The 23,522-nt window shown below is 57.9% G+C and carries 21 protein-coding genes and 1 tRNA gene; 10 read left to right on the top strand and 12 right to left on the bottom strand.

The genetic code is table 11. The features are described from left to right. The first annotated feature begins 36 nt into the window (after nucleotides 1-36). The 4 genes from QQX03_RS04630 to galK are packed head-to-tail and all read left to right on the top strand — an operon-like array spanning nucleotide 37 to nucleotide 5,735. Nucleotides 37-2,139 carry an alpha-galactosidase gene (locus QQX03_RS04630; RefSeq protein ID WP_285976699.1) on the top strand — a complete coding sequence of 701 codons (2,103 nt, stop codon included), beginning with the start codon at nucleotides 37-39 and terminating at the stop codon, nucleotides 2,137-2,139. Beyond that, nucleotides 2,136-3,629, top strand: a complete 1,494-nt coding sequence (glpD, locus tag QQX03_RS04625; RefSeq protein ID WP_285976698.1) for a glycerol-3-phosphate dehydrogenase — start codon at nucleotides 2,136-2,138, stop codon at nucleotides 3,627-3,629. The genes QQX03_RS04630 and glpD overlap by 4 nt, the downstream gene beginning before the upstream one ends. Continuing rightward, nucleotides 3,626-4,705 (top strand): galactose-1-phosphate uridylyltransferase, encoded by a 1,080-nt coding sequence (locus tag QQX03_RS04620; protein WP_285976697.1) that lies wholly within the window; start codon nucleotides 3,626-3,628, stop codon nucleotides 4,703-4,705. Before glpD ends, QQX03_RS04620 begins: the two co-directional genes overlap by 4 nt. Then, on the top strand, nucleotides 4,698-5,735 hold the full coding sequence (gene galK / locus QQX03_RS04615) for a galactokinase (protein ID WP_285976696.1): 1,038 nt from the start codon (nucleotides 4,698-4,700) through the stop codon (nucleotides 5,733-5,735). Before QQX03_RS04620 ends, galK begins: the two co-directional genes overlap by 8 nt. On the opposite strand, the gene QQX03_RS04610 is transcribed toward galK, so the two are convergent. Continuing rightward, complete coding sequence (locus tag QQX03_RS04610) at nucleotides 5,732-6,961, bottom strand: Nramp family divalent metal transporter (RefSeq protein ID WP_285976695.1); 1,230 nt, start codon at nucleotides 6,959-6,961, stop codon at nucleotides 5,732-5,734. The genes galK and QQX03_RS04610 overlap by 4 nt on opposite strands. Further along, nucleotides 6,958-10,602, bottom strand: coding sequence for a hydantoinase B/oxoprolinase family protein (locus QQX03_RS04605; RefSeq protein WP_285976694.1), 3,645 nt, complete (start codon nucleotides 10,600-10,602; stop codon nucleotides 6,958-6,960). Before QQX03_RS04605 ends, QQX03_RS04610 begins: the two co-directional genes overlap by 4 nt. 96 nt (nucleotides 10,603-10,698) lie before the next feature. Here QQX03_RS04605 and QQX03_RS04600 point away from each other — a divergent pair, with 96 nt between their 5' ends. Next, the gene (locus QQX03_RS04600; RefSeq protein WP_285976693.1) at nucleotides 10,699-10,989 is read left to right on the top strand and encodes a hypothetical protein; all 291 of its coding nucleotides are present in this window, start codon (nucleotides 10,699-10,701) and stop codon (nucleotides 10,987-10,989) included. Then, complete coding sequence (locus tag QQX03_RS04595; protein ID WP_349665860.1) at nucleotides 10,986-11,162, top strand: ion channel; 177 nt, start codon at nucleotides 10,986-10,988, stop codon at nucleotides 11,160-11,162. Before QQX03_RS04600 ends, QQX03_RS04595 begins: the two co-directional genes overlap by 4 nt. Before the next feature lie 326 nt (nucleotides 11,163-11,488). On the opposite strand, the gene rplA is transcribed toward QQX03_RS04595, so the two are convergent. The 4 genes from rplA to secE form a co-directional block, all read right to left on the bottom strand. After that, the gene (gene rplA / locus QQX03_RS04590; RefSeq protein WP_285976692.1) at nucleotides 11,489-12,181 is read right to left on the bottom strand and encodes a 50S ribosomal protein L1; all 693 of its coding nucleotides are present in this window, start codon (nucleotides 12,179-12,181) and stop codon (nucleotides 11,489-11,491) included. A 4-nt stretch (nucleotides 12,182-12,185) separates the two neighbouring features. Then, nucleotides 12,186-12,617, bottom strand: coding sequence for a 50S ribosomal protein L11 (rplK, locus tag QQX03_RS04585; protein WP_285976691.1), 432 nt, complete (start codon nucleotides 12,615-12,617; stop codon nucleotides 12,186-12,188). A 437-nt stretch (nucleotides 12,618-13,054) separates the two neighbouring features. Next, nucleotides 13,055-13,591, bottom strand: a complete 537-nt coding sequence (nusG, locus tag QQX03_RS04580) for a transcription termination/antitermination protein NusG (RefSeq protein WP_285976690.1) — start codon at nucleotides 13,589-13,591, stop codon at nucleotides 13,055-13,057. Between the two features lie 21 nt (nucleotides 13,592-13,612). Next, entirely contained in the window at nucleotides 13,613-13,822 is a 210-nt protein-coding gene (secE, locus tag QQX03_RS04575) for a preprotein translocase subunit SecE (RefSeq protein WP_285976689.1), read from the bottom strand. Nucleotides 13,823-14,072: 250 nt separating this feature from the next. Between secE and QQX03_RS04570 the strand changes: the two genes are divergently transcribed. Then, nucleotides 14,073-15,584 carry an alanine/glycine:cation symporter family protein gene (locus tag QQX03_RS04570; protein WP_285976688.1) on the top strand — a complete coding sequence of 504 codons (1,512 nt, stop codon included), beginning with the start codon at nucleotides 14,073-14,075 and terminating at the stop codon, nucleotides 15,582-15,584. A 207-nt stretch (nucleotides 15,585-15,791) separates the two neighbouring features. Here the strand turns inward: QQX03_RS04570 and QQX03_RS04565 are convergent. Next, a tRNA-Trp gene (locus QQX03_RS04565) sits at nucleotides 15,792-15,867 on the bottom strand. 123 nt (nucleotides 15,868-15,990) lie between these two features. On the opposite strand from QQX03_RS04565, the gene aat reads away from it, so the two are divergent. Then, nucleotides 15,991-16,701 carry a leucyl/phenylalanyl-tRNA--protein transferase gene (gene aat, locus QQX03_RS04560; RefSeq protein ID WP_285976687.1) on the top strand — a complete coding sequence of 237 codons (711 nt, stop codon included), beginning with the start codon at nucleotides 15,991-15,993 and terminating at the stop codon, nucleotides 16,699-16,701. Here aat and QQX03_RS04555 read toward each other — a convergent pair. The 4 genes from QQX03_RS04555 to QQX03_RS04540 are packed head-to-tail and all read right to left on the bottom strand — an operon-like array spanning nucleotide 16,650 to nucleotide 18,699. Then, nucleotides 16,650-17,171: a DUF2155 domain-containing protein gene (locus QQX03_RS04555; protein ID WP_285976686.1), complete on the bottom strand. Its 522-nt coding sequence runs from the start codon at nucleotides 17,169-17,171 to the stop codon at nucleotides 16,650-16,652. The genes aat and QQX03_RS04555 overlap by 52 nt on opposite strands. Further along, a complete protein-coding gene (locus tag QQX03_RS04550) occupies nucleotides 17,153-17,548 on the bottom strand; it encodes an NADH:ubiquinone oxidoreductase subunit NDUFA12 (protein WP_285976685.1) in 396 nt (131 codons plus the stop codon). The genes QQX03_RS04555 and QQX03_RS04550 overlap by 19 nt, the downstream gene beginning before the upstream one ends. Before the next feature lie 48 nt (nucleotides 17,549-17,596). Then, the gene (locus QQX03_RS04545; RefSeq protein ID WP_285976684.1) at nucleotides 17,597-18,115 is read right to left on the bottom strand and encodes a DUF192 domain-containing protein; all 519 of its coding nucleotides are present in this window, start codon (nucleotides 18,113-18,115) and stop codon (nucleotides 17,597-17,599) included. Continuing rightward, entirely contained in the window at nucleotides 18,112-18,699 is a 588-nt protein-coding gene (locus QQX03_RS04540) for a regulatory protein RecX (RefSeq protein ID WP_285976683.1), read from the bottom strand. Before QQX03_RS04540 ends, QQX03_RS04545 begins: the two co-directional genes overlap by 4 nt. A gap of 133 nt (nucleotides 18,700-18,832) precedes the next feature. On the opposite strand from QQX03_RS04540, the gene QQX03_RS04535 reads away from it, so the two are divergent. Then, entirely contained in the window at nucleotides 18,833-20,566 is a 1,734-nt protein-coding gene (locus tag QQX03_RS04535; RefSeq protein ID WP_285976682.1) for a fatty acyl-AMP ligase, read from the top strand. A gap of 14 nt (nucleotides 20,567-20,580) precedes the next feature. Here the strand turns inward: QQX03_RS04535 and QQX03_RS04530 are convergent, their stop codons facing one another. Continuing rightward, entirely contained in the window at nucleotides 20,581-22,131 is a 1,551-nt protein-coding gene (locus QQX03_RS04530; RefSeq protein ID WP_285976681.1) for a TIGR00341 family protein, read from the bottom strand. Between the two features lie 173 nt (nucleotides 22,132-22,304). On the opposite strand from QQX03_RS04530, the gene QQX03_RS04525 reads away from it, so the two are divergent. Beyond that, complete coding sequence (locus tag QQX03_RS04525) at nucleotides 22,305-23,519, top strand: toxic anion resistance protein (RefSeq protein ID WP_432762844.1); 1,215 nt, start codon at nucleotides 22,305-22,307, stop codon at nucleotides 23,517-23,519. The last annotated feature ends 3 nt before the right edge of the window (nucleotides 23,520-23,522 follow it).

The raw sequence follows: 23,522 nt of genomic DNA, 5'->3' as shown, positions 1-23,522 counted from the left end.
AGAGCCATCAGCGAAAAGGTATCGGATAGTGAGAGCATGACAGTAGATTCGGGCACAGGTTTCATTGTTCTTCGCGCAAGCGGAACGATGATCGCTGTCGATGCGCGAACAGGTGAACGCCCGCGTATCCTGTATGCTGGACCAGACTTGCCCGATGCCACTCCGGAAGAGCTGGAAGACTTGGCAAAGCGTCAGCATGCGCCGGGCGGACCGCAGCAGCCCATTGCACCCTCCTGGCTTAATTGCATCGGCACCGGGCATCCTTCGCCTCCGGGCCTGCTCGCGCATTTGGCGGGAAAGCATTGGGCGCCCGATCCGCGAGTGACAGATGTTCAAACCGACGGAATAGGGTATTGCTGCATTACTGCAATCGACCGGTCGAGCGGAGTAGCGCTGCACCACTTGATCAATCTGGTCGGTGACAGCGGCGGAGCGCAGTTTGCAACAATTCTCAGCAATAACGGCGATACGCCGATCTCGCTCGAGTGGCTCAGCGCGATATGCCTGCCGCTCGATCCGCGTCTCACTCGCGTCACCAGCTTTACCGGCAAATGGGCCCGCGAATTCCAAACCGAACAACACAATCTGGTGCGCGGATCTTTTGTGCGGGAAAACCGCGCCGGACGAACCAGCCATGACAGCTATCCGGGATTTTACCTTGGCACTGCGCACACAAGCGAAACCCACGGTCTTGCATGCGCTGTGCATCTGGCTGCCAGCGGCAACCACCGTATGCGTGTTGACCGACTGGCCGATGATACCGTGTCACTGCAGGCGGGCGACCTGCTGCTACCGGGCGAGATTACACTGAAAGCAGGCGAGCAGCACATCTGCGCGCCAATCTTCGCGGCCTGGTCGGACGCAGGTTATGGCGATGTCACCCGCAAGCTGCACAGCTTCGTGCGCGATGACCTCGTCAAAGGCCCAAAGTCGCGCCCGGTCCATTTCAACACATGGGAAGCGGTGTATTTCGATCATTCGCCGGAGAAGCTGTTCTCATTGGCAGAGCAAGCCGCCGAAGTGGGCGCAGAGCGCTTCGTGCTCGACGATGGCTGGTTCGGCGCGCGGCGCAATGACCGTGCCGGACTGGGTGACTGGTACGTCTCCAGGGATGTCCATCCCGATGGGTTAAGACCTCTGGCCGATCACGTCCGTTCGCTCGGCATGGAATTCGGCCTATGGTTCGAACCGGAAATGGTCAATCCCGACAGCGATCTCTACCGTGCGCATCCCGATTGGGTACTGCAGGTCGAAGATGCCGAGCCCATCGTCTCTCGCCATCAGCTGCCGCTTGACCTGACCCGGCCAGAGGTCAGCGATTACCTGTTCGAGCGGATAACCACGCTCGTGCAAGAGCTCGACATTGCCTATATCAAATGGGACATGAACCGCGATATCCAGCACCCCGGTGGTGCGGATGGTCGCCCGGTGATGCATGCGCAGACCGCAGCGGTGTCGACACTGATCAACCGAATTCGCGGCGCATGTCCTGAACTCGCCATCGAGACCTGCTCAAGCGGAGGCGCGCGGGCTGATTACAATATGGTTGAGCGAACAGGGCGTGTGTGGACGAGCGACAATAACGACGCCCGTGCGCGCCATTCGATCATGCGCGGCGCGGCATACTTTCTGCCACTTGGCGTGCTGGGCAATCATGTGGGACCAAAGAAATGCCACATTACCGGGCGGCGGTTCGATATGCATTTCCGCGCGGGCACAGCCATGTTCGGGCACATGGGTATGGAGCTCGATCTCGCCAGGGAAAGCGAGGCCGATCGCGAGGTTCTGAAGCGTGCCATCGCGCTGCATAAACAGCATCGCGATCTGATCCATGAAGGCAATTACCACCGGCTGGAGACTAGCGATCATATTGCGGGGATTGCTGTCGTTTCGGCCGACGGACACAGCGCGATCGCCCAGCTGGCCGTTCTCGATCAGCACCCTGCCCCGCATCCGCCGCGGCTCAATTTCGTTGGCCTTGATCCAGCGAAGCGATATCAGGTTGCACTCTTGTGGCCCGAATTTGTGGCGCAGGGCGCAGGTAGCTTTGCCGGATCGGCATTGATGGGCTACGGACTTCAGCTTCCGCAAACTCATCCAGACACCTGCATGATTTACCACTTGGAAGCAGAGACTTGAGCGACGACAACACCTATGATTTGTTGATCATTGGCGGCGGGATCAATGGCGCGGGGATCGCTCGCGATGCCGCCGGGCGCGGGCTGAAGGTACTGCTGGTAGAAAAGGATGACCTGGGTTCGCACACGTCCAGCGCGTCTACAAAGTTGGTTCATGGCGGGTTGCGTTACCTGGAGCATTTCGAGTTCAGGCTGGTGCGCGAAAGCTTGATAGAGCGGGAGCGTTTGCTCAGGATTGCGCCGCATATAATCTGGCCGCTGCGCTTCGTTCTGCCGCATGACAAGGGGCTACGGCCCAAGTGGCTGCTCCGCCTGGGTCTGTTCCTGTATGACAATCTTGGCGGTCGAAAACTGCTTCCACCCACCAGATCGGTCAATCTACGCGATCATCCGCATGGCGAGATCCTAGAGGACCGCCTCTCTCGCGGGTGGGAATATTCGGACTGCTGGGTGGAAGACGCGCGGTTGGTTGCGCTCAATTGCCAGGACGCAAAAGAGCGCGGTGCGGACATCCGAACCCGTACCGAATGCGTGGAGTTGGGGCGCGGCTACGATGTTTGGAACGCGAAGTTGCGCGGCCAGCAAGGCGAAGAAACCGTGTCCGCCAAGATCGTGATCAACGCGGCCGGCCCCTGGGTCGACGATGTGCTCGACACCGCGCAGCCGGGCCGCAATCACACCAATCTGCGGCTGGTGAAGGGAAGCCATCTGGTGTTCCCCAAACTATACGAAGGCAGGCACGCCTATATCTTCCAGAACCGCGACAATCGTATCGTGTTTGCGATCCCCTATGAGCGCGAGTTCACCTTGGTTGGCACAACCGACGTGCTGTTCAAGGATGACCCCAACACTGTTGCTATTTCCGGCGAAGAGAAGAACTACATCTGCGATGCGATTAACGAATATCTGCGGCATGATGTGACCCCTGACGATGCGGTATGGGATTATGCCGGTGTTCGCCCGCTTTATGATGATCACCAATCCGACAACTCCACGGTAACGCGCGATTACGTGTTCGATCTGGATGAGAGTGGCGGCGCGCCGATCCTGTCGATCTTCGGGGGCAAGATCACCACCTATCGCAAGCTGGCCGAGCATGCGTTGCAAAAGCTGGGGTTGGCCGAAGGTGAAAGCTGGACCGGCAGCACCGCTTTGCCCGGCGGAGATATCGATCCCGCACGTTTCGATACTTTCTTTGCCGAAAGCATGGCCAAGTATCCATGGTTTGGCCCCGAGGGCGTACGGCGGCTTTGCCGAGCCTATGGCACCAACATCGATGCGATACTCGGGAAGGCCAAGGGGCTCGAAGATCTTGGCATGCATATGGGCGGCGATCTTTATGAGGCAGAGCTACGCTATCTTGTCGAGAATGAATTCGCACGCGATGCCGAAGACGCGCTGTGGCGGCGCAGCAAGCTGGGCCTGCATCTGGATAAGGCTGCGCAAGAGCGGGTTGCAGTATGGTTCTCAAATGCCGTGGTGCCAGCATGAGCAGGCCATTTGAGCTTGCGCGAAGCGTCGGCGGCGAACCGGTTTACTGCCGCGAACACATCAAGGCGGACGGGCGGATGCTGCGTCTTTATGGGCATGCGCCGCATGGACTCGAGCCCATACCTGAAGCTGCCGAGGACCTGCCGCATGGCGGCGAAATTCGCCACCATCCACTGCGCGACGAATGGAACGTTTACGCAGCACATCGGCAGAACCGTACGTTCAAACCGTCCGCAGCTGACGATCCGCTCGCGCCAAGCAGACCGGGCGGACCTGCGACCGAGATTCCCTTCGCAGATTTCGAGCTGGCGGTGTTCGACAACAAGTTTGCCGCCTTCCATCCGCGGGCCAACGAAGCCGCTTCGCTCGAAGGGATCGCGACTGAGCCGGCACGCGGCAAATGCGAAGTCGTCGTTTATGGGCCGGAAGCTGAAGGGAGCCTTTCAACGATTGGTCAGGACCGACGGCGCGTATTCCTGGCGGCGCTCCTCGATCGATATGAAAGCTTGTTTGCGAGCGGGTGCAAGTATGTTTTGCCGTTCGAGAATCGCGGCGACGAGGTGGGCGTGACGCTGCATCACCCGCATGGGCAGATCTACGGATTTGAACGAGTGCCAATGGTGCAGCAACGCGCGGCGGATGCCTTTGCGGGGGGCTATGATCTGGAGAGCGAGATCTCGACGGCCATGCCCGAATACGGAATTGAAGAGCAAGGCGGGATCGCCGCTCTCGTGCCGCGCTATGCCCGGTTCCCCCATGAAGTCTGGCTTGCTCCGCGCGTCCGCCGCGAGGGGCCGTGGGATTGCTCTGACGAGGAATTGGATGCGCTGGCGCATATGCTGGGCGAAGTTACCCGCCGCTATGATGCGCTGTTCGAAGGACCTGCAGCGACGATGATTGCATTCCACGCCGCGCCGGCAGGCGGTTCGGCTGGTTATCACTTCACCGTGCAGTTCTATCCGCTACTGCGCGCGCCAGGCAGGATCAAATATCTCGCTTCGGTCGAGCAGCATACCGGCGTGTTTACTGTGGATGTGATGCCCGAGGATGCAGCGAAGGCGCTGCGCGATGTCTGAAGTCCATATTCGGGTTCCAGGTCGCGTCAATCTGATTGGCGAGCATACCGATTACAATGGCGGAATGGTGCTTCCCGCGGCACTGTCGGTTGGGCTTGAACTGACACTTAGAGCAAGCAGCGATGATCAGGTCATCGCGCGGTCTATCAGCTATGACAAAGCAGTGCGTGATCTTTCAGATAGCGCGAGCGGAGAATGGTCTGATCCAGTCGTCGGCGCGCTACGGGAAGCCCGTAACATGGGGCTCATCGCGCAGGGCGCAGATGTTTCAATCACTTCGACAATACCGGCAGGCTCAGGCTTATCTTCCTCCGCCGCGCTGATCGTCGCGATACTGAAAGCCGCGCGAGAAGCTGGCGATGGAGCGCAGTCGGACGCTGAGATCGCTATCGCCGCACGCCGGGTCGAGAACGAATATATGGGTGTGCCTTGCGGTATCATGGACCAGATGGCGGTCGCACTCGCGACGCCCGGCACTGCAATGGCGCTTGATACGAAGACTCTTGAATACGAACTGTTGGCTCTGCCGAAGACCCACAAGATCGCGGTCATTCATTCCGGTGTGTTCCGCAAGCTGACCGAAGGTCGCTATGCCGAGCGCAAGCAGGAATGCGACGAGGCCAAGGCCTTTTTCGGGACCGAGGATCTTTGCCTGCTCGACCCCGAGAAGGTGACGCAGTCCTCGCTCGCTGAAATCCCGCGGAAACGCGCGCTCCATTGCGCAACCGAGCATCGCCGCGTGCTGGCAGCGATACAAGCGCTCAAGGCCGATAACATTGCCGCGCTGGGTCAAGCGATGAACGAGAGCCACATATCGATGCGCGACGATTTCGATATGTCGTTGCCGGAGATTGACGCCTTGGTCAGCGATGCACAGGAGTTTGGCGCGCTTGGAGCACGGCTAACAGGCGGCGGATTTGGCGGGTGCATCGTCGCTTGCGTTGAAAACGATGCGCTGGACAATTGGTTGGCCAAGCTGTTGGCTTCACATCCGCAAGCAACGCTGAATGATACCATTCGCGGCGCTTAAATCGCCCCCAGCGCGCCTAGCACCGAGCGCGCACCAAGCCCCGCCGCGATCACCAAAACAGCCACGCCCGCTACATTGGCTGCTATCTTGTTTACGTGCTTACCCAGCAGTTTTTCCTGATTCATGGCGTAAAGCAGGAAGCCCGCGATGACCGGCAGCAAGATGCCATTGGCGAATTGCGCGGAGAGAATAATGGTCACTGGACGAATACCAGTCAGCGAAAGTGCCGCTCCGATCAGGATCACACTTAGCGCCACCCAGCGCATGACATTCGGCTTCGTCTCTTCGCTGACGCCAAGAATTTCGGACATCGCATAACCCGTCGCCAGCGGCGCTGTGATCGCGCTGGTCAACCCGGCTGCGAACAGCCCCACCCCCATCAGATATTTCGCGTTCGAACCGAACAAGGGTTCAAACTGCGCTGCCATGTCAGCCGCGCTGGTAACAGCAATTCCGGCTGCAAACAGGCTGGCAGATGCAGTCGCGACAACCAGCATGGCTATCAAACCACCGATCCCGATAGTCACGACCGTGTCCGTGCGTGCGGCCGGTAGATCTTCCGGCCCGCTGAACCGGTTTCGCACAGCACTCGCGTGGAGAAACAGGTTGTAAGGGACCACAGTTGTGCCGATCAGCGCAACGACGGTCATCAATGCGCCGTCTGGAATAGTCGGCAAGAACGTGCCGCGAAGCATCGCGCCCAAGTCTGGTTGCACGATCAGAAATGTCGCCACGAAAGCAAGCGCCATGACCATCACAAGCGCTATCAGCACACGTTCGATATGGCGATAATTGCCCGATGCAAGCAGCGCTGCCGCCAGCAGCGAAATGGCGCCAATCGAACCGCGAAATGCCCATGCACTCTCCCCGACAATGGCGGAGAGGCCCAGCGCAGCACCAGCCAGATTGCCACCTTCATATGCGGCATTGCCCATATAGAGCGCCGCGCCGACCAGTACGATCAATGGCCACCGCCAAACGGACGCATGGAATAGCTCTGCCAGTGCATCGCCAAGCCCTTTGCGCGTCACCACACCAAGCCTTGCAGCCATTTCCTGCAGAATGATCGTGGCAAACGTCGCAAACAGCAGTGCCCAGAGCAGCACATAACCAAAGTTCGCACCCGCAAGCGTCGACGTGGTAACGGTCCCCGGGCCGATAAAGGCCGCAGTGACTATCGCGCCCGGGCCCAAATTTTGCCCGATTTCTCGCAGCTTACCAATCATATGCTTCCCTCTGGCTCGCGATCGTGCGGGTCGCCAAACCCGCCCCCGGTTGGCGACCGGATAACAATGCAATCGCCCTCTTCGACTTCGGCCCGTCCGCACCCACCGAGGTCATCCTTGCGTCCATCACCGCGCTCGATCCAGTTCCGGCCCAGGCGACCCACCTCGCCGCCCAACACGCCAGCAGGCGCGACTTTCCGATGTTCGGATAGGATCGAGCATTGCATGGCTTCACGAAAGCGGATCCGGCGGGTGATCCCGTCTCCGGCATTCCACGTTCCCTTGCCACCTGAGCCGCGATCAATGCGGAATTCATCCAGTATCACCGGATATCGATGCTCCAGGATTTCAGGATCGGTCATGCGCGTATTGGTCATATGCGTGTGGACCGCCGACGCGCCATCGAAACCCGGCCCGGCAGGCGCGCCCGAACAAATCGTCTCGTAATATTGATAACGCGCATTGCCGAAGGTGAGATTGTTCATCGTACCCTGGCTGGACCCAAGTCGCCCAAGTGCCCCGAACAGGGCATCGGTGACCGCCTGGCTCGTCTCGACATTTCCTGCCACTACTGCTGCCGGAAAATGCGGATTCAGCAATGACCCTTCCGGCACCTCGATTTCCAGGGGCTTCATGCAACCTGCATTGAGGGGGATCTCGCTATCGACCAGGCAGCGGAAGACATAGAGTACCGCGGCGCGGGTGATCGCTGGCGGTGCGTTGAAGGCATTTGGCATTTGTGCGCTCGTACCGCTGAAATCGATGCGCGCGCTGCCCGCTTCCTTGTCGGCTGAAATCGTAACTTCGATCACCGCGCCGCAATCGAGCTCAAGCCGAAAACCGCCATCATCCAGCTCGCGTATAACCCTGCGAACTGCATCTTCGGCGGCGTCCTGAATGTGTCCCATATATGCGTGGACAATGCGGCGGCCATAATTTGCGACCAGTTTGCGAAGCTCGGCAGCGCCGGCAGCATTCGCGGCAACCTGAGCCATTAGATCAGCGATATTCTGAGACGGATTACGAGCGGGAAATTCGCACTCGGTCAGCGCCTGTTCAATCCGCTTGGTCATGAACTCGCCGCGCTCGACCAGCTTGAGATTGTTGAGCAACACACCCTCTTCATGGATTGTGGTTGCAAAGGGGGACATGGATCCGGGTGAAATCCCGCCGATATCCTCGTGATGCGCGCGGCTCGCAACGAAGAACATAATCTCCTCACCCGCTTCGTCAAAAACCGGAGAAATCACAGTTATATCAGGGAGGTGAGAGCCGCCATTATATGGATTGTTGGAGACAAAGACATCACCGGCATTGATCTCCCCACCGGATTCGATGATCACTTTGACACTCGCATCCATCGATCCCAGATGGACCGGCACATGCGGCGCATTGGCGACCAGATTGCCTGATGGGTCAAAGATCGCGCAGGAAAAATCGAGCCGCTCCTTTACGTTCACCGACTGGGAGGTGTTGCGCAGCACGATCCCCATCTGCTCGGCAATCGACATGAATTGGCTATTGAAGATCTCAAGTATGACCGGGTCCGGTTGAGTAGTGTCCGGCAACTTGTCCTGTGGGACACCGACCTGTGTCAGGATTAAATGCCCAAAGCTATTGACCAAGGCACGCCAGCCGCGCTCGACAATGATCGTATCGGTGTCGCTGATGATGATGGCAGGGCCGAAAAGCTCGTGACCAAAATCAAGCTGGCTTGCCTGATAGACAGAAGCCGAATGCCATTCGCCGCCAGCGAAGATTTCGCGTTGTGAGATTGGGGTGAGCGGTTCTGGCAGGGGTCGCTGTGCCTGCCGTTCGGTATAGGCTTCCCCGCCACATTCAGACACAACTACCAGGGTGTCGAGCAATAGCTCTTTGTCAGGCGCGACGAAGCCGAACTGGCGATTATGTGCACTTTCAAACTCACGGGCCATTTGCCCCAGGTCAACCACAGGCACACTGATCGCTGTCTCAGTTCCGCGATAGCGGAGCAGAGCCGATGCAGTATGGCTAACCGCGCTCGCTGCTACACCTTGCAAGGCGAAACTGGCGACGTTCGCCGCCTCTAATTCGGCAGTTGGAGAACGCAGTGCATTGATCGCATCTCCACTAAGCGCCGTATCGATCACGCGCTGCGTCTCGCACTGTGTCTTCGCCAGACCCATCCCCAATGCTGATAGGACACCCGCCATCGGGTGCAGCATTATCGTTTTGATGCCCAGCCGCTCGGCGACAAGGCAAGCGTGTTGGCCGCCGGCGCCGCCGAAGCAGTTAAGCACGTAATTGGACACATCATAGCCGCGCGAAATCGAGATCTTCTTGATCGCTTGCGCCATGTGCTCAACCGCGATCCCTAGAAAGCCTTCGGCAACATCTTCCGCGCTGCGCCCGTCGCCAATTTCCTCCGCGATTTCCGCAAAGCCCGCATGCGAAGCCCGCGTATCGAGCGGCTCATCCTGTACAGGCCCGAAGATCGCCGGAAACAAATCCGGCTGCAGCTTGCCGAGGCAGGCATTTATGTCCGTTACAGTCAGAGGGCCGCCACGCCGATAACAGCGCGGTCCGGGATTGGCGCCCGCGGACTCCGGCCCGACACGCATCCGACCGTCTTGGTAGGACACAATCGAGCCGCCGCCTGCTGCCACCGTGTGAATATGCAGCATCGGGACGCGCATCCGCACACCAGCGACTTCGGTTTCGTAGACCTTTTCGAACTCACCGGCGTAATGCGAAACGTCGGTCGAGGTCCCACCCATGTCAAACCCGATGACCTTGTCAAAGCCGGCCAGTCGCGCAGTTTCGACGCATCCTACGATGCCGCCGGCAGGCCCGGATAGTATTGCATCGCGCCCACGGAACTGCGCAGCATCGGTGAGGCCGCCTGAGGACTGCATAAAGGACAGCTGACCAGGCGCGGGAGAATCGCCAAAGGCCGCAGAAACACGGTCAACGTAGCGTCTCAGGATCGGCGTGAGATACGCATCGACGATCGTCGTCTCGCCGCGCGACACGATCTTGGTCAGCGGGCTTACCTGATGGCTGACAGACACTTGAGTGAAGCCGATGTCATGCGCGATCTGCGCCAGCGCTTGCTCGTGCTGCGTATATTTGCACCCATGCATCAGCGCGATAGCGATGGCGCGATAGCCATCGTCAAAGGCGGTCTGCAAGACTGCAGTTGCCTGCGCCCGATCCAGCGGCATCTCGACAGTTCCGTCCGCCAGAATGCGCTCGTCTATTTCTAGCGATGCCGAGTATAGAGGCGCCGGCTTCACAATATTGAGCGCAAAAGTGTCGGGTCGCGCTTGGTACCCAATCTCTATCGCGTCACCCAGGCCGCGCGTGATCGCGAGCAGTGTGCGCTCGCCTTTGCGCTCAAGCAGGGCGTTGGTGGCGACGGTCGTCCCCATTTTGATCGCCTGAACCTGCCCAAGAGGAATCTCGGCATCTGCATCCAGCCCTAGAAACTCACGAACGGCATGCAGTGCAGCATCCTCGTGATTCTCCGGATTTTCGGAGAGGAGTTTGCGCGTATGCAATGCGCCATCTGGCGCGCGCGCAATCACATCAGTGAACGTCCCGCCTCTGTCGATCCAGAATTGCCACTTTAGGTCCGGCTCTGAAGTGGAGTTCGTTGTCATGCCCGGTCAGTTCCTGAACAAGATGCGCTGCTTTGGCAACGCCTTGCTTGCTAGCTTCGTACATGCCGCTTAGACAACTGGAGCCTGGGTCGCACCATGCTTGCCGGAGACCAGACGTTGCAAACCGCCCTGATTTCATTCGTGCTCGTCGCAGCAACGATACTGATACATTATGAAACGCTCCGTTTCACATCCTCGCGGCTGACCCATCTCAAGATTACACCGCAAATGCGGCTGGTGTTGATGCTGACTGCAGCCCTTCTGTCCCACATCGCGCAGGTTATGCTCTATGCACTTGCGTTCATCGGTCTTGAGGAGATTGGCGGGTTCGGATCTATTGACGCCCCCCGGGACACGGTTTCGATGACGCGTTCTATTTCTCCATAACCAGCTATACCACGCTTGGGATTGGCGATCTTTATCCCACTGGCGCGCTGAGGATTATCAGCGGGATCGAAGCCTTGAATGGCCTTGTCATGGTTGGCTGGACCGCTTCATTGACATATCTCTACATCGAGAAATTCTGGCATCTTGCCCCGCGCAGGCCGCGCGACAAGTAACGGATTCTCGAGCCTAGCCCGCTGTCTCGGTTAGCATGGCTTTCAGCCCTGAAAGTGCCTGTGCGCCAAATGGGTGCATGAGCGTTAATCAGAGTTATTGGTGACGCGCGCGATGGCGGGGGTCAGGAACCGATCATTGGCGGTTCGCGCCGAAGCGACCAGGCGCATCTGGATTATTGGTGCTGGATTAGGGGTTGCTGCGAGAAACAAGGAAAGAACGAGAAGGGGCCGAAGGATTACTCCTCCGGCCCCTACATAACCCACATCGCTGTAAGAAAGACTTGATACGGACCATTCCTGATCACATTAGCCAATGGCCAGCCAGATCAGGCGCCCTCAACCTCTGCTGCGTCGATCTTCAGGCCTGGGCCCATAGTCGAGGTCAGCGAGATCTTCCGGACGTATTTGCCCTTCGAGCCCGACGGCTTTGCCTTGACCACAGCCTGTGTCAGAGCTTCGAAGTTGGCTTTGAGGTCTTCATCCTTGAAAGACAGCTTGCCGATGCCCGAATGAATGATACCCATCTTCTCAACACGAAACTCGACCTGGCCGCCCTTGGCGTCCTTAACGGCCTGCTCGACGTTCGGTGTAACCGTGCCCAGCTTCGGGTTTGGCATCAGGCCCTTTGGACCCAGAACCTTGCCCAAGCGGCCCACAACGCCCATCATGTCAGGTGACGCAATCACGCGGTCATAATCAAGGTTGCCGGCCTGCATGTCTTCCATCAGGTCTTCTGCGCCAACCTTGTCAGCGCCAGCAGCCATTGCCTTGTCCGCATTCTCACCCTTGGCGAAAACAGCGACCTTCACGTCCTTGCCTGTGCCCGATGGCAGTGACACCATGCCGCGAACCATCTGGTCAGCGTGACGCGGGTCAACGCCCAGGTTCATCGCAACTTCAACGGTTTCGTCGAACTTCGCCTTGTGCTCACGCAGCGTCTTGATTGCTTCGTCAAAGGTGTACAGCTTCTCGCTATCGAGCGTAGCGAACGTCTTTTGCTTCTTTGTCAGCTTTGCCATGTTCTTAGCCCTCCACCACGTCGAGGCCCATCGAATGAGCAGAGCCTTCGATGATCTTGATTGCCTGGTCGATGTCATTCGCGTTGAGGTCGGCCATTTTGACTTCAGCGATTTCCTTCAGTTGCGAACGGGTGATCTTGCCAACCTTGTTCTTGTTTGGCTCGCCCGAACCCGATTTGATCTTCGCTGCTTTCTTGAGCAGGAAAGATGCCGGCGGTGTCTTGGTAACGAAGCTGAACGAACGGTCTGCATAAACGGTGATCGTCGTTGGGATCGGCGCGCCTTTTTCGAGGCTGTCCGTCGCGGCGTTGAACGCCTTGCAGAATTCCATGATGTTCACGCCGCGCTGACCCAGTGCCGGGCCGATCGGGGGTGACGGGTTTGCAATGCCCGCGGGCACTTGCAGCTTGATATAGCCTTCAATCTTCTTGGCCACTTGTGGCCTCCTTTCACACTGTCAGATGCAAGCAGCGGAGATCCCGCGAACGCATCTTCATGTTAAGTGGTCAAACAGCGAGTTTCCTCGCCTCCCACACGAATCCCCTTCGGGAAGGCGCGCAGTTAGCGATTTCGCGGCGATTTGCAAGCAATATCGCACCTTCAATCCCTACAGGATGGAACACATGGAACACTGTACTGGGGCAGAAATTCCGCGTGGGGAAAGGCGCCTTGTCAAGAACGATTTGCAACTGGGATTCTGCGATTTTCATGGCCGATCTTAACACAGTTTTTCAGCGAGTAGGAAAGCGGGGCGGATCGTCCGCAATTGGGTCGATTGCGGACACAATCTAACCGACGCGGATCACACGAAACGCTGACATGAAAAAGGGCGCCGCAGCGGGCGCCCTTCTAGATTATCGATAACTGTCGAGGTTACTTGACCAGTTCGACCTGTTCGAACTCCAGCTCAACCGGGGTTGCGCGACCAAAGATCGAAACCGAAACCTTGACCTTCTGCTTGTCGAAATCGAGTTCCTCGACTGTGCCGTTGAAGCTTGCAAACGGACCGTCGAGCACTTTGACCTGATCGCCAATCTCATAATCGACGCTGATCTGTTGTTTCGGAGCAGCTTTCGCTTCTTCGACGCCGCCGAAGTAACGCGCAGCCTCTTTCTCGCTGATCGGCTGCGGCTTTGCACCCGAACCCAGGAAGCCGGTTACCTTGGGCGTGTTCTTGACCAGGTGATAGACATCATCGGTCATCTTCAGCTTCGCAAGAACGTATCCAGGCATGAACTTGCGTTCGACCTGTACTTTCTTGCCCCGCTTGACCTCTGTCACCGTTTCAGTCGGAACCTGGACGTCCTCAACCGCTTCGGCCAAGCCGAGACGCTCTGCTTCATGCAGAATCGCGTCGCGAACCTTGTTCTCGAAACCGGAATAGGCGTGAATGATATACCAGCGGGCCATCGGTGAGTCAGTCCTTCAAACTTAAGCGAGCGAGAGCAGCCATTGCACGACTGCGTTGAAAACCGTGTCGACACCGAGGAAAAACAGCGACAAAATCACCATCATAATGAACACGAAAATCGCCGTGCGGATCGTCTCCTCACGGGTCGGCCACACTACCTTGCTAGTTTCGCTGCGAACCTGGTTCACAAATTCAGCCGGTGATGTCTTGCTCTTTTTCTCTTCGGCCATGATGTCAGCCTTCATCCTCGAAACAAATCGTTGCACTTCCGCTAGCGGGTTTCAGGTAGGGTTTCTCGCCGCCCCGAACAAGGTCCGGGAGGGGCTAAGAACTGATTCCAATGTCGGAAGACGGGGATGCAGATAGGCGGGGGACGGAGCAATTGCAAGCACAAGAAAGGCAGCATTGCGACTTGTGAAGTGCTGGACAGCACTCTAGCGTGCAGCGCTTCTTTACGGGTTGCTTTTGGGGAAGCCACAAATGGCAGTAGCAGATACAGCGGGGGTCAGCATGATCGACCGCGTGACCAACGTTTCCGATTTCATCTGGGGCGGGACATGGAACGGAGAGCTGGTTCCATGGCTATCCGTTGGCGGACAACCAATCCCGCCGATGACAATCATCTTGCTGGGCATTGGCCTGTACATCATGATCGGACTGAAATTCTATCCGATCCGCCAGTTAGGCAGCGCTTTCAAGGGCTTGTTTGCTGGCCGTAAAGGCGAAGGTGATGGTGAAATTTCACCGTTCGCAGCGCTTTCGACCGCGCTTTCCGGCCAAGTGGGCACAGGCAACCTGGCCGGTGTTGCCACTGCGATTGCTCTGGGCGGACCCGGCGCGATCTTCTGGATGTGGGTGACGGCACTGGTTGGCATGGCGCTCGCCTTTGCAGAGGGTTCGCTGGCCATTCGCTATCGTGAAACCACGTCGGATGGTGTGAAACGCGGCGGCCCGATGAGCTATATCATGATGGGCTTGGGGCCGAAATGGACGTGGCTCGCGATCCTGTTCTGCCTCGGCACGCTGTTCAGTGCGATGGTGACGGGCAATTCGATTCAGGCAAACGCGGTCGCTGACGGTCTCAACGAGCTGTTCGGCATCGAAGAATGGCTAGGCGGTCTGATCGTCGCGATTGCCGTCTTTGTCGTGATTATCGGCGGCATCAAGTCGATCGGCAATGTGGCGGAGAAAGTGATCCCGTTCATGGCTGGTGCGTATATTGTGATGGCGGTGATCGCGCTGATCCTGAACGCGTCAGATATTCCGGCCACTTTCGGCCTGATCTTCCACGGGGCGTTCAATCCGCAAGCAGCGACCGGCGGCTTTGTCGGTGCAGCGATTGCGCTGGCAATCCGGGCCGGTGTGGCACGCGGACTGTTCTCGAACGAGGCAGGTCAAGGTTCGACACCAATCGCGCACGCAGTCGCGCAAACCAATGATCCGCAGCAACAGGGCCGCATGGCTATGCTGGGCACGTTTATCGATACGATCGTGATCTGCACCATGACGGCTCTGGTGATCCTGACTGTGCAGGGTGACTTCACCGGCAATGGCGAAGCGGTTGCCCATGCGTGGAATTCGGACTTACAAGGTTTTGCGATGACGAGCGGCGCGTTTGCAGCGGCATTCCCGGTCGAGATTTTCAGCATTCCGATCGGAACGCTGATCGCATCAACCGCACTGATCCTGTTCGTGTTCACGACTTTGCTGACCTGGAGTTACTACGGCGAGCGTGCGATCACCTTCATTTATGACCGTGTCCCGGGATCGACCCGCGGTGGTGAGAAGATCCTGCACATCATCTGGCGGGTGCTGTGGTGCGTGGTGATCTATGTGGGTTCGACGCAGGATCTGACGCTTGTCTGGCGCTTGGGCGACATCTCCAACGCGGCGATGGCTCTGCCGAACTTGCTCGCTCTCGCGCTGCTATCAGGCGTGGTCTTCAAGCTGGCACAGGGTGATAAGACCGCCGGCACAGATTTCCATGCCTAAACGCCGGAAGAGCCTGAAGAATATTAGGCTCTCCAAACCGGAAACCATAAAGGCCGGCCCAGCGATGGGCCGGCCTTTTGCTTTGATTAGAGTTTTTCGCGAAGCGACCCAAAGGGCGACTACCCGCCCGCAGCGACGCGATCTTCAGATCGCGTGAGCTAGAATTTCGTACGCCGGAAGGCGTGCAGGTCCACAAAAGAGAAAAAATGGCAGGGGCGACAGGATTCGAACCCGTGGCCCTCGGTTTTGGAGACCGATGCTCTACCAACTGAGCTACGCCCCTGCACGAGGGAAAGCCCTCTATCGCCAAGCAAGGCACATGGCAACATCAATAGCGCGCCAAATCCGCACCGGATGCATTTGCGCTTGGATTCCTCGCTCCAAAGCCTGCTATGCTGCTATCCCCATGCATTCACCGTTTCCTCCACCCATACCAGCCGAGATGTTGCTGCTTGCCTATCGCAGCGGCATTTTCCCCATGGCCGACAGGCGCGATGACCCTGAAGTCTTCTGGGTCGAGCCCAAAGAGCGCGCGATCATACCATTGGACAGGTTTCGTGCGTCGAAAAGCCTGCGTAAACTGATCTCGAAAGATGTGTTCCGCGTCTCAGTCGATGAAGCATTTGACGAAGTTATGAACGCATGCGCGCAGCCGCGCGAGGATCATCCTGAAAGCTGGATCAGCGAGCGGATCATCGCCAGCTATCGTCAGCTTCACCGCGCGGGGCATGCGCATTCGGTTGAGTGCTGGGCAATGGAAGATGGAACAGAGAAGCTGGTCGGTGGGCTGTACGGCGTCAGCTTCGATCAGGTATTCTGCGGCGAAAGCATGTTCAGCCAGCGCAGCAATGCCAGCAAGGTCGCGCTCGGTTGGCTCGTATCGCTGATGAATGCAGCGGGATACAGGCTACTCGACTGCCAGTTTATGACCGATCATTTGCGTTCGATGGGCGCGGTTGAGATCACGCAGAAGCAATATCTGGAAGCGCTGGCGCATTGCGGCGGTTCACCCTTTACAACATTGCCGAAAGCGCACGAAACGCTGCTCAGCGATGCTGAGCGCGGTCACTCTTCGCCTGGAAAGCTCATTGCACAATCTTTGACCCAAACGTCATAGACCGGGTGTTCGACGACGTTGAGGCTGGGCGATTCCTTGAATAGCCAGCCTGAGAAAATCCGCTCGAAATTGTCCGAACCGCGTGGTTGCACTGCCACTTGAACGAAAGCACCGGTTTCGCGCTGCATTTCCCATGGCGCGGTACGCTCGCACGCGCTCAGAGTGATGCGGATAGCGCCAAATGTCTGGGTTTCGCCTGGCGCGATCTGGATATCCTGGCTCGAATTGTTGCGTTTATTGAGCAAGCCCAGCGTGGCGACGCGTTCTTGCATCGGCGTGCCGATTTCCGCCCCGTCGGCCACGTCCATCGCGTCCCCAGCCGCAAATTCCTGAACACTTCGCGCCGGCATCTGAGTGGTGACCGAATCTTCAGGAGCGACGTCGCCTTGCGAACAGGCCGCGATCAACAAAGCCGCAAGCGCAACCGATCCAAGGCGCATAACGCGCATGATCAGCCTTCCGGGCTCCATGCCTCATAATCGCCTGTAGCCTTGGCGCGTTTTCCGCCGCGCTCCAGCGCCCCTTGCGGGCGATAGGCAGCGGCCGTTCCCGTCGCATTGGGCGTGTAATCAGCTTCCCAAATCTTGGGCGGCGGCAAATAGCTTTCAGGGACATCGCCAAACGCACCGTGAAGCCAGCCGTGCCATTCAGCCGGCACGCGGCTTGCATCATTATTGCCATCATAGATCACCCAGCGGCGCTCTTGCTGACCCTGCTGGGATTTGGAGCGGTAATATTTGTTACCTTGCGCATCCGTGCCGACATGCTCGCCCTTGCGAGCGGTGTAGAGCATGGTGCCAATGGTCGCGCCATCCCACCAGGTGAATATTTTGTCGAAGATTCCCATAGCGAGGCTGCGCTTAGCCCAATGCGCGTTTATGGCCAAGCAGGAACGTCATTCCGGCAGCGAATATTCCACTTTATCGCCCGGCTTGATGCCAAGCGCGGCCGAGCGCCCTGCGCGCAGCTCAAATACCGCGCTCGTCAATCCGCCTGACGACACCGACAGGAGCGAATAGGGCTCCGTATTGGCGGCGATATTCAAGATCCGACCGTCGGTGCCCACGAAGATGATGTCGAGCGAAAGCGGAGTGTTCTTCATCCAGAAGCTGCGCGGCTCCGGCCCGTCAGACGGGAACAGCATCCCTTCAAAATCGCCCAGCTCGGTACGAAACATCAGACCCCGGCTTTGCGCTTCATCGGTATCGGCCAGTTCAACCCGAAATGTATGGACTGTCTCACCCGACTGCACGGTCAGATCCATGACTTGCAGCCCCGACAAGGGGTGACGCTCGACCTCGCCTTCTGCAACAGCGGCTTCGCTGGGGCTGGCCACAACATTGACTTCGGACGCTGGCGAGCACCCGATCAGCATGCACGCACTCAACGCCAGCATTGCCCATTTGAAAGTCATGTCCAATCGTCCTCTGCTTCAGAAACCCATTGCTCTGCTTCGTCCATACTGGATGCATCCACTATGGCTTTGGCCGCAGCGAAATCATGGCCTGCGCGCACCATCGCTGCAATCTGTTTCTCACGCTTGGCGAGGTCAATTCCACGAGACGCATCGAAATCACGCCCAAACGGCCCGAACCCGCGTTTGCTGGCCAAGGCCATTGCAGCATGACGGCGATGGCTTTCATCGGGGGCAACATCGCTTCGGATAGTTTCATCCACACCCGCTGAGCGCAGGGCCTGTTCCACGCGCCTGCTCCCATAACCTTTGCGCAGCAAACCGGCAGACTTGGCCTGCGCGTAAGCTGCATCGTCAATATAGCCCAACTCGACGATCCGATCTGCAACCGCGTCGACATCAAGAGTGTCAGCCCCCTCTTCCACTCCGCGTTCGCGAATCTTGCGATGCAGATACGTTACCAGTTTGGCTCGAGTGGTGGAAAATCGCGCGACATATGTAAGCGCCAAATCGCGCAGTTTGGCCTGATCCAACGGCGTTGCGGCGCGCGTTTTGCGCGATGAGCGGGTTTGCTTTACGGCCATTTCGCCTTATTCGTGCCACACTCCTTATCAAATGGGAAAGATGGATTGGTTGCGGAATGAGGGTTTTTTCCGCATTGGTGACAAAAATGGTATTGTTTCAGATGCCACAAGTAACGGGTTCCGCTAGATAATTATGACCGACGCCGCATTGCAGCCGACGCCGAATGATTGTCCTTTGCCACGGCGCAAATCGGACTTTTCGACCTTTAATGAAGCGATCGATTACGCCGCACGGAGCCAAAAGGGGCTCAATTTCCACGATATGCGGGGCACTTTGGAGCGCCCCTATCCTTTTTCCGAAATGCGCGACGACGCATTGGTCATGGCGCGCCAGCTGATCGCCTACGGAATTGGCAAGGAAGACCGCGTTGCCCTGATCGCGGAAACCGGCCCGGATTTCGCAGCCATGTTCTGCGCCTGCGTTTATGTTGGCGCGTGGCCTGTGCCGCTACCCTTGCCTACATCATTTGGTGGCAAGGAAAGCTATATCGATCAGCTGACCGTCCAACTGAACAGCTCGGACCCAAAGCTTCTGCTTTACCCGGAAGAGATCGGCGAGATGGCAGCCGCCGCGGCTGAGCGTCAGGGTTGTGCAGGCGAAGCCTACGAGCAATTCAAGACACGCGAAGCGCCCGAATGCGAACTGCCGAAGGCTGATCCGGAGGACATTTGCTATCTGCAATATTCATCCGGCTCGACCCGTTTCCCGACCGGCGTAGCAGTGACGCACCGCGCACTGCTGCACAATCTGTACGGCCACTCCACCAGCATGCATGTTGGGGAAGGTGACCGCTGCGTCAGCTGGTTGCCGTGGTATCATGACATGGGTCTGGTCGGCTGTTTCCTCTCGCTGATCGCCAACCAGGTCAGCTGCGACTATCTGAAACCTGATGCCTTCGCGCGGCGTCCACTGGCATGGCTCGATCTGATCAGCCGCAATAAGGGCACAACGCTCTCTTACTCGCCAACATTCGGATACGATATCTGCGCGCGCCGCATCTCCAGCCAGAGCCATGTCGCCGACCGGTTTGATCTGTCGCGCTGGCGCGTGGCCGGCAATGGCGCGGACATGATCCGCCCGGATGTCATGCAAAGCTTCGTGAATGCGTTCAGCGACGCAGGCTTCAAGGCCAGCGCCTTTACGCCCAGCTATGGTTTGGCTGAAAGCGTGCTCGCGGTCACTGTCATGCCCCCAGGTGAAGGAATACGCGTCGAACTGGTCGAGGAAGAACGCCTGTCCGGCACTCCGCGCGATCTGTCACGCCCGGCCCGATACCGTGCCATCGTCAATTGCGGCAAACCGGTGCCTGACATGAAAGTCGAGATCCGCGGCGAGAATGGTGCGGTTAAAGGAGATCACCAGATCGGCAAGGTCTGGTGCGAAGGCCCCAGCGTCATGCATTCCTATTTCCGGAATCCGGAAGCGACTGAGGAATGCCTGGTCGATTGTTGGCTCGACACAGGTGACATGGGTTATACCGACAAGGGTTATCTGTTCATTGTCGGGCGCGCCAAGGACATGATCATCATCAATGGTAAAAACCATTGGCCGCAGGATATCGAATGGGCGGTCGAGCAATTGCCCGGATTCAACCATGGCGATATCGCGGCCTTTTCCGTCGAGAAAGAGAATGGCGAAGAAGCACCGGCGGTGCTGGTCCATTGCCGCGTGTCTGACCCTGAAGAACGGGTCAAACTGCGCAATGAGATCGCAGACAAGGTTCGCGGCGTAACCGGCATGAGCTGCGTTGTGGAACTGGTGCCGCCACGCACGCTTCCTCGCACCAGCTCAGGCAAATTGAGTCGCGCGAAGGCTAAGAAGTTGTATCTGGCGGGCGAGATTGTGCCGCTGGAGATTGCTGCCTAAGCGCCTTTGGCCCGCTATTCGGCAATCCCACCCCAACTGGCTTGCAGCGTCCCGGCGCGTCGCCGAACATTGCTTTCCACGGTCAATCCGGCGGCGGTCAGCATCGCTTCGATCGCTTCGACTTCGTCTGCCTGACCTGTAATCGAAACCGGCATATTCAGCCGGCGCGCCGCCCATACAATCAATTGGACAGACTGAACGCCCGCCTGATCGGGAGCTCCATCAACAAATGTGACCGCAGGCAATGGCAGCCGTGGCGGGGTCAATTCGATTGTCCAATTGGGCTCGGTCGCAGCGATACGCAACTCGAGCTCGCGATAGGTTGCAAGGGTTGCACCATCTAGCGGGCGGGCGCGTACAATCGCCCGGCGCCGCTGACGGTCAATGGTCAATTCTTCTTCGGAAACGCCAGCGACCAAGGACAAGCGCTCGGCCAATTGCTCGGCTCGCAGCTGGGCCGCTTCCTCTTCGCGCGCACGGGTCGCGGACAGTTCAGCCTGCTGCGCAGCGGCGGCACTCCGGCCCGACTGGACTTGGTTGAGGGACAGGTCGACCGGGCGACCAAGGATTCGCGTCAACGCACGCTCAGAATCAACCTCGGCATCCGCCTCTAGCTGCGGCGTAAAGACAGTCGCATCAACCTGAACGGGTTCGGTGTCGAAATTGATATCCACTTGCCCCAGCCGCGACCGCGGATCGAAATTATCAAGCAGTTCAGCGCGCACTTGCCTTTGCGCATTGGTTTCAAATGCGATCGATTGAAGCGAAAGAATAAGCGGGATTGCGAGAACCACAAAGACACCGACGACGGCGAAGTTCTGGAAGACAGTCTGTTTGCCGCTCAAAGCGGTACGAAAGCCGTAAAGCCTTGCCATCACCAAGGCTGTGAGCGCTATCGTAATCAGGTTGGTGATGTACAGCAGCAAAGCGCCCCAAAAGACCGTTCCGTTCCAGGTAGCCAGGCCGAAGCCAACCACTGCAAGCGGCGGCATCAAGGCGGTAGCAATCGCCACGCCTACAATCGTGCCTTCGCGGCCGCGAATCATCGCATATGCACCCGCCAGAGCGGAGAAGAATGCCACGAAGAGATCGAAGATATTGGGCTTGGTTCGCGCCGCGATTTCTGTCGTAATCGTCTGGATCGGCGAGGCAAAAACAAGCAGCGCGCACAGCAATACGGCCATTACTGTGCCCCAAGCCAGCGAGCGTGCGGATTGCTTGATCCAGTCATAGTCCCAGATCGCCAACGCAAACCCCAACCCCATGATCGGCCCCATCAGCGGAGAGAGAAGCATTGCGCCGATCACAACCGCTGGCGATGAAAGCAGCAGGCCTAGGATCGCGATCCCCCCCGACATCGCTGTCATGAACAGGTAACGCTCTGTCAGTCCGCAATCGTCGCGGCGCTTTTCGATCACTGATGCCTGATCGACGGTCCCGACCACATCTTGCAGCCACCACCGGCGCCAGCTGAATATGACGCGGCCAAAATTCGAGACACTGGAAGTTGCTTCGCTGGCCTTGATTTCAGGCGAAACCGGCTTTGGCTCAGGTGTACCGTTCAAGTTACTAATCCGTCCCCCATGGAAAATCCCGCCTCCACTTACCCGTTTGCGAAACCAAACGAAAGCATAGACGAACTGATTGGTTTCAGGCAGAATCCTTGAAGTTTGTGTCTTAGGGTACTAATACAGTATCAAAGAGGCGGCGTTTTTTCGCTTGAAGGAGCTGAATACCGATCATGAGCACGCAGGAAACGGCCACAAAGACGGCCACCGATTTTGATCTGACGCCGCCTGATCCTGTGCCGACCGTTGCACCGGAGAAAGCCGCTGGTCTCGTCCCTGTTGCGGAAGAGAAAAAGTCCAAGCTGGACGAGAAGGTTGACAGTTTTGTCGATGATCTGGTGGCAGAAGATGCCAACTCGCCAGCCTTTGGTGAGAAAGTCGATCAGATCACCCGCATGGGTCAGGAACAAATCCGCGCTGCAGCGGCCATGTCCAACCGTTTCCTTGATCGTCCCGTCCGCGCGATGGATCAGGAGACCGGCGTAGGCAACGATCTGATGGATCTGCGCAAAACAGTTGAAGACCTTGATCCGGGCCGCAAGGGCAAACTGCGCGGGCGCAAGCTGTTCGGCATCATTCCGTTCGGGAATAAGCTGAACCGGTATTTTGACAGCTATACCTCTGCACAAGGGCACATTCAGGCAATCCTGGAACGGCTCGCGTCGGGCAAGAAAGAGCTGCACGAAGACAATGCTGCGATCGATGTAGAGCGGCAGAAGCTGTGGGAAGCCATGGGCGAGCTGGAACAGATGATCCATATCGCCAAGACACTCGATGAACGGTTGGAAGCAAAAGCCAACGAGCTTGATGCTACCGATCCGGCGAAAGCAAAGGCCTTGCGTGAAAGTGCGCTGTTTTACGTTCGTCAACGCACACAGGACTTGCTTACCCAAATGGCCGTCAGCGTGCAGGGTTATCTCTCGCTCGACCTGGTCAAGAAGAACAATATCGAGCTGGTGAAAGGCGTTGATCGCGCCAGTACCACGACGGTGGGCGCGCTACGCACTGCGGTGACTGTTGCGCAGGCGATGACCAACCAGCGTCTTGTACTGGGCCAGATCACTGCCCTTAATAACACGACGGCGGGAATTATTGATTCGACCAGCACGCTGCTGCGCGAACAGACCGGGCAAATTCACGAGCAAGCCGCATCATCCACCATCCCGATGGAGACGCTGCAACGCGCATTCCAGAATATCTATGACACGATGGACGAGGTCGACGACTTCAAGGTTCGCGCCTTGTCCAGCATGAAGCAGACTGTGGATACGCTGTCAGCCGAAGTCGAGAAGTCCAAGGGCTATATCGCGCGCGCCGAAGGCCAGGCTCAGGCACAGCAAAAGGTCGCATCATCCGAGCCTTCTCTGCTGACGCTTGAAAGCTAAGGG

This window comes from Altererythrobacter rubellus, assembly GCF_030284385.1.
Taxonomy (GTDB): Bacteria; Pseudomonadota; Alphaproteobacteria; order Sphingomonadales; family Sphingomonadaceae; genus Erythrobacter; species Erythrobacter rubellus.
Note: the sequence above shows the minus strand (reverse complement) of the source record. Positions and strands in the feature narration are given on the sequence as shown.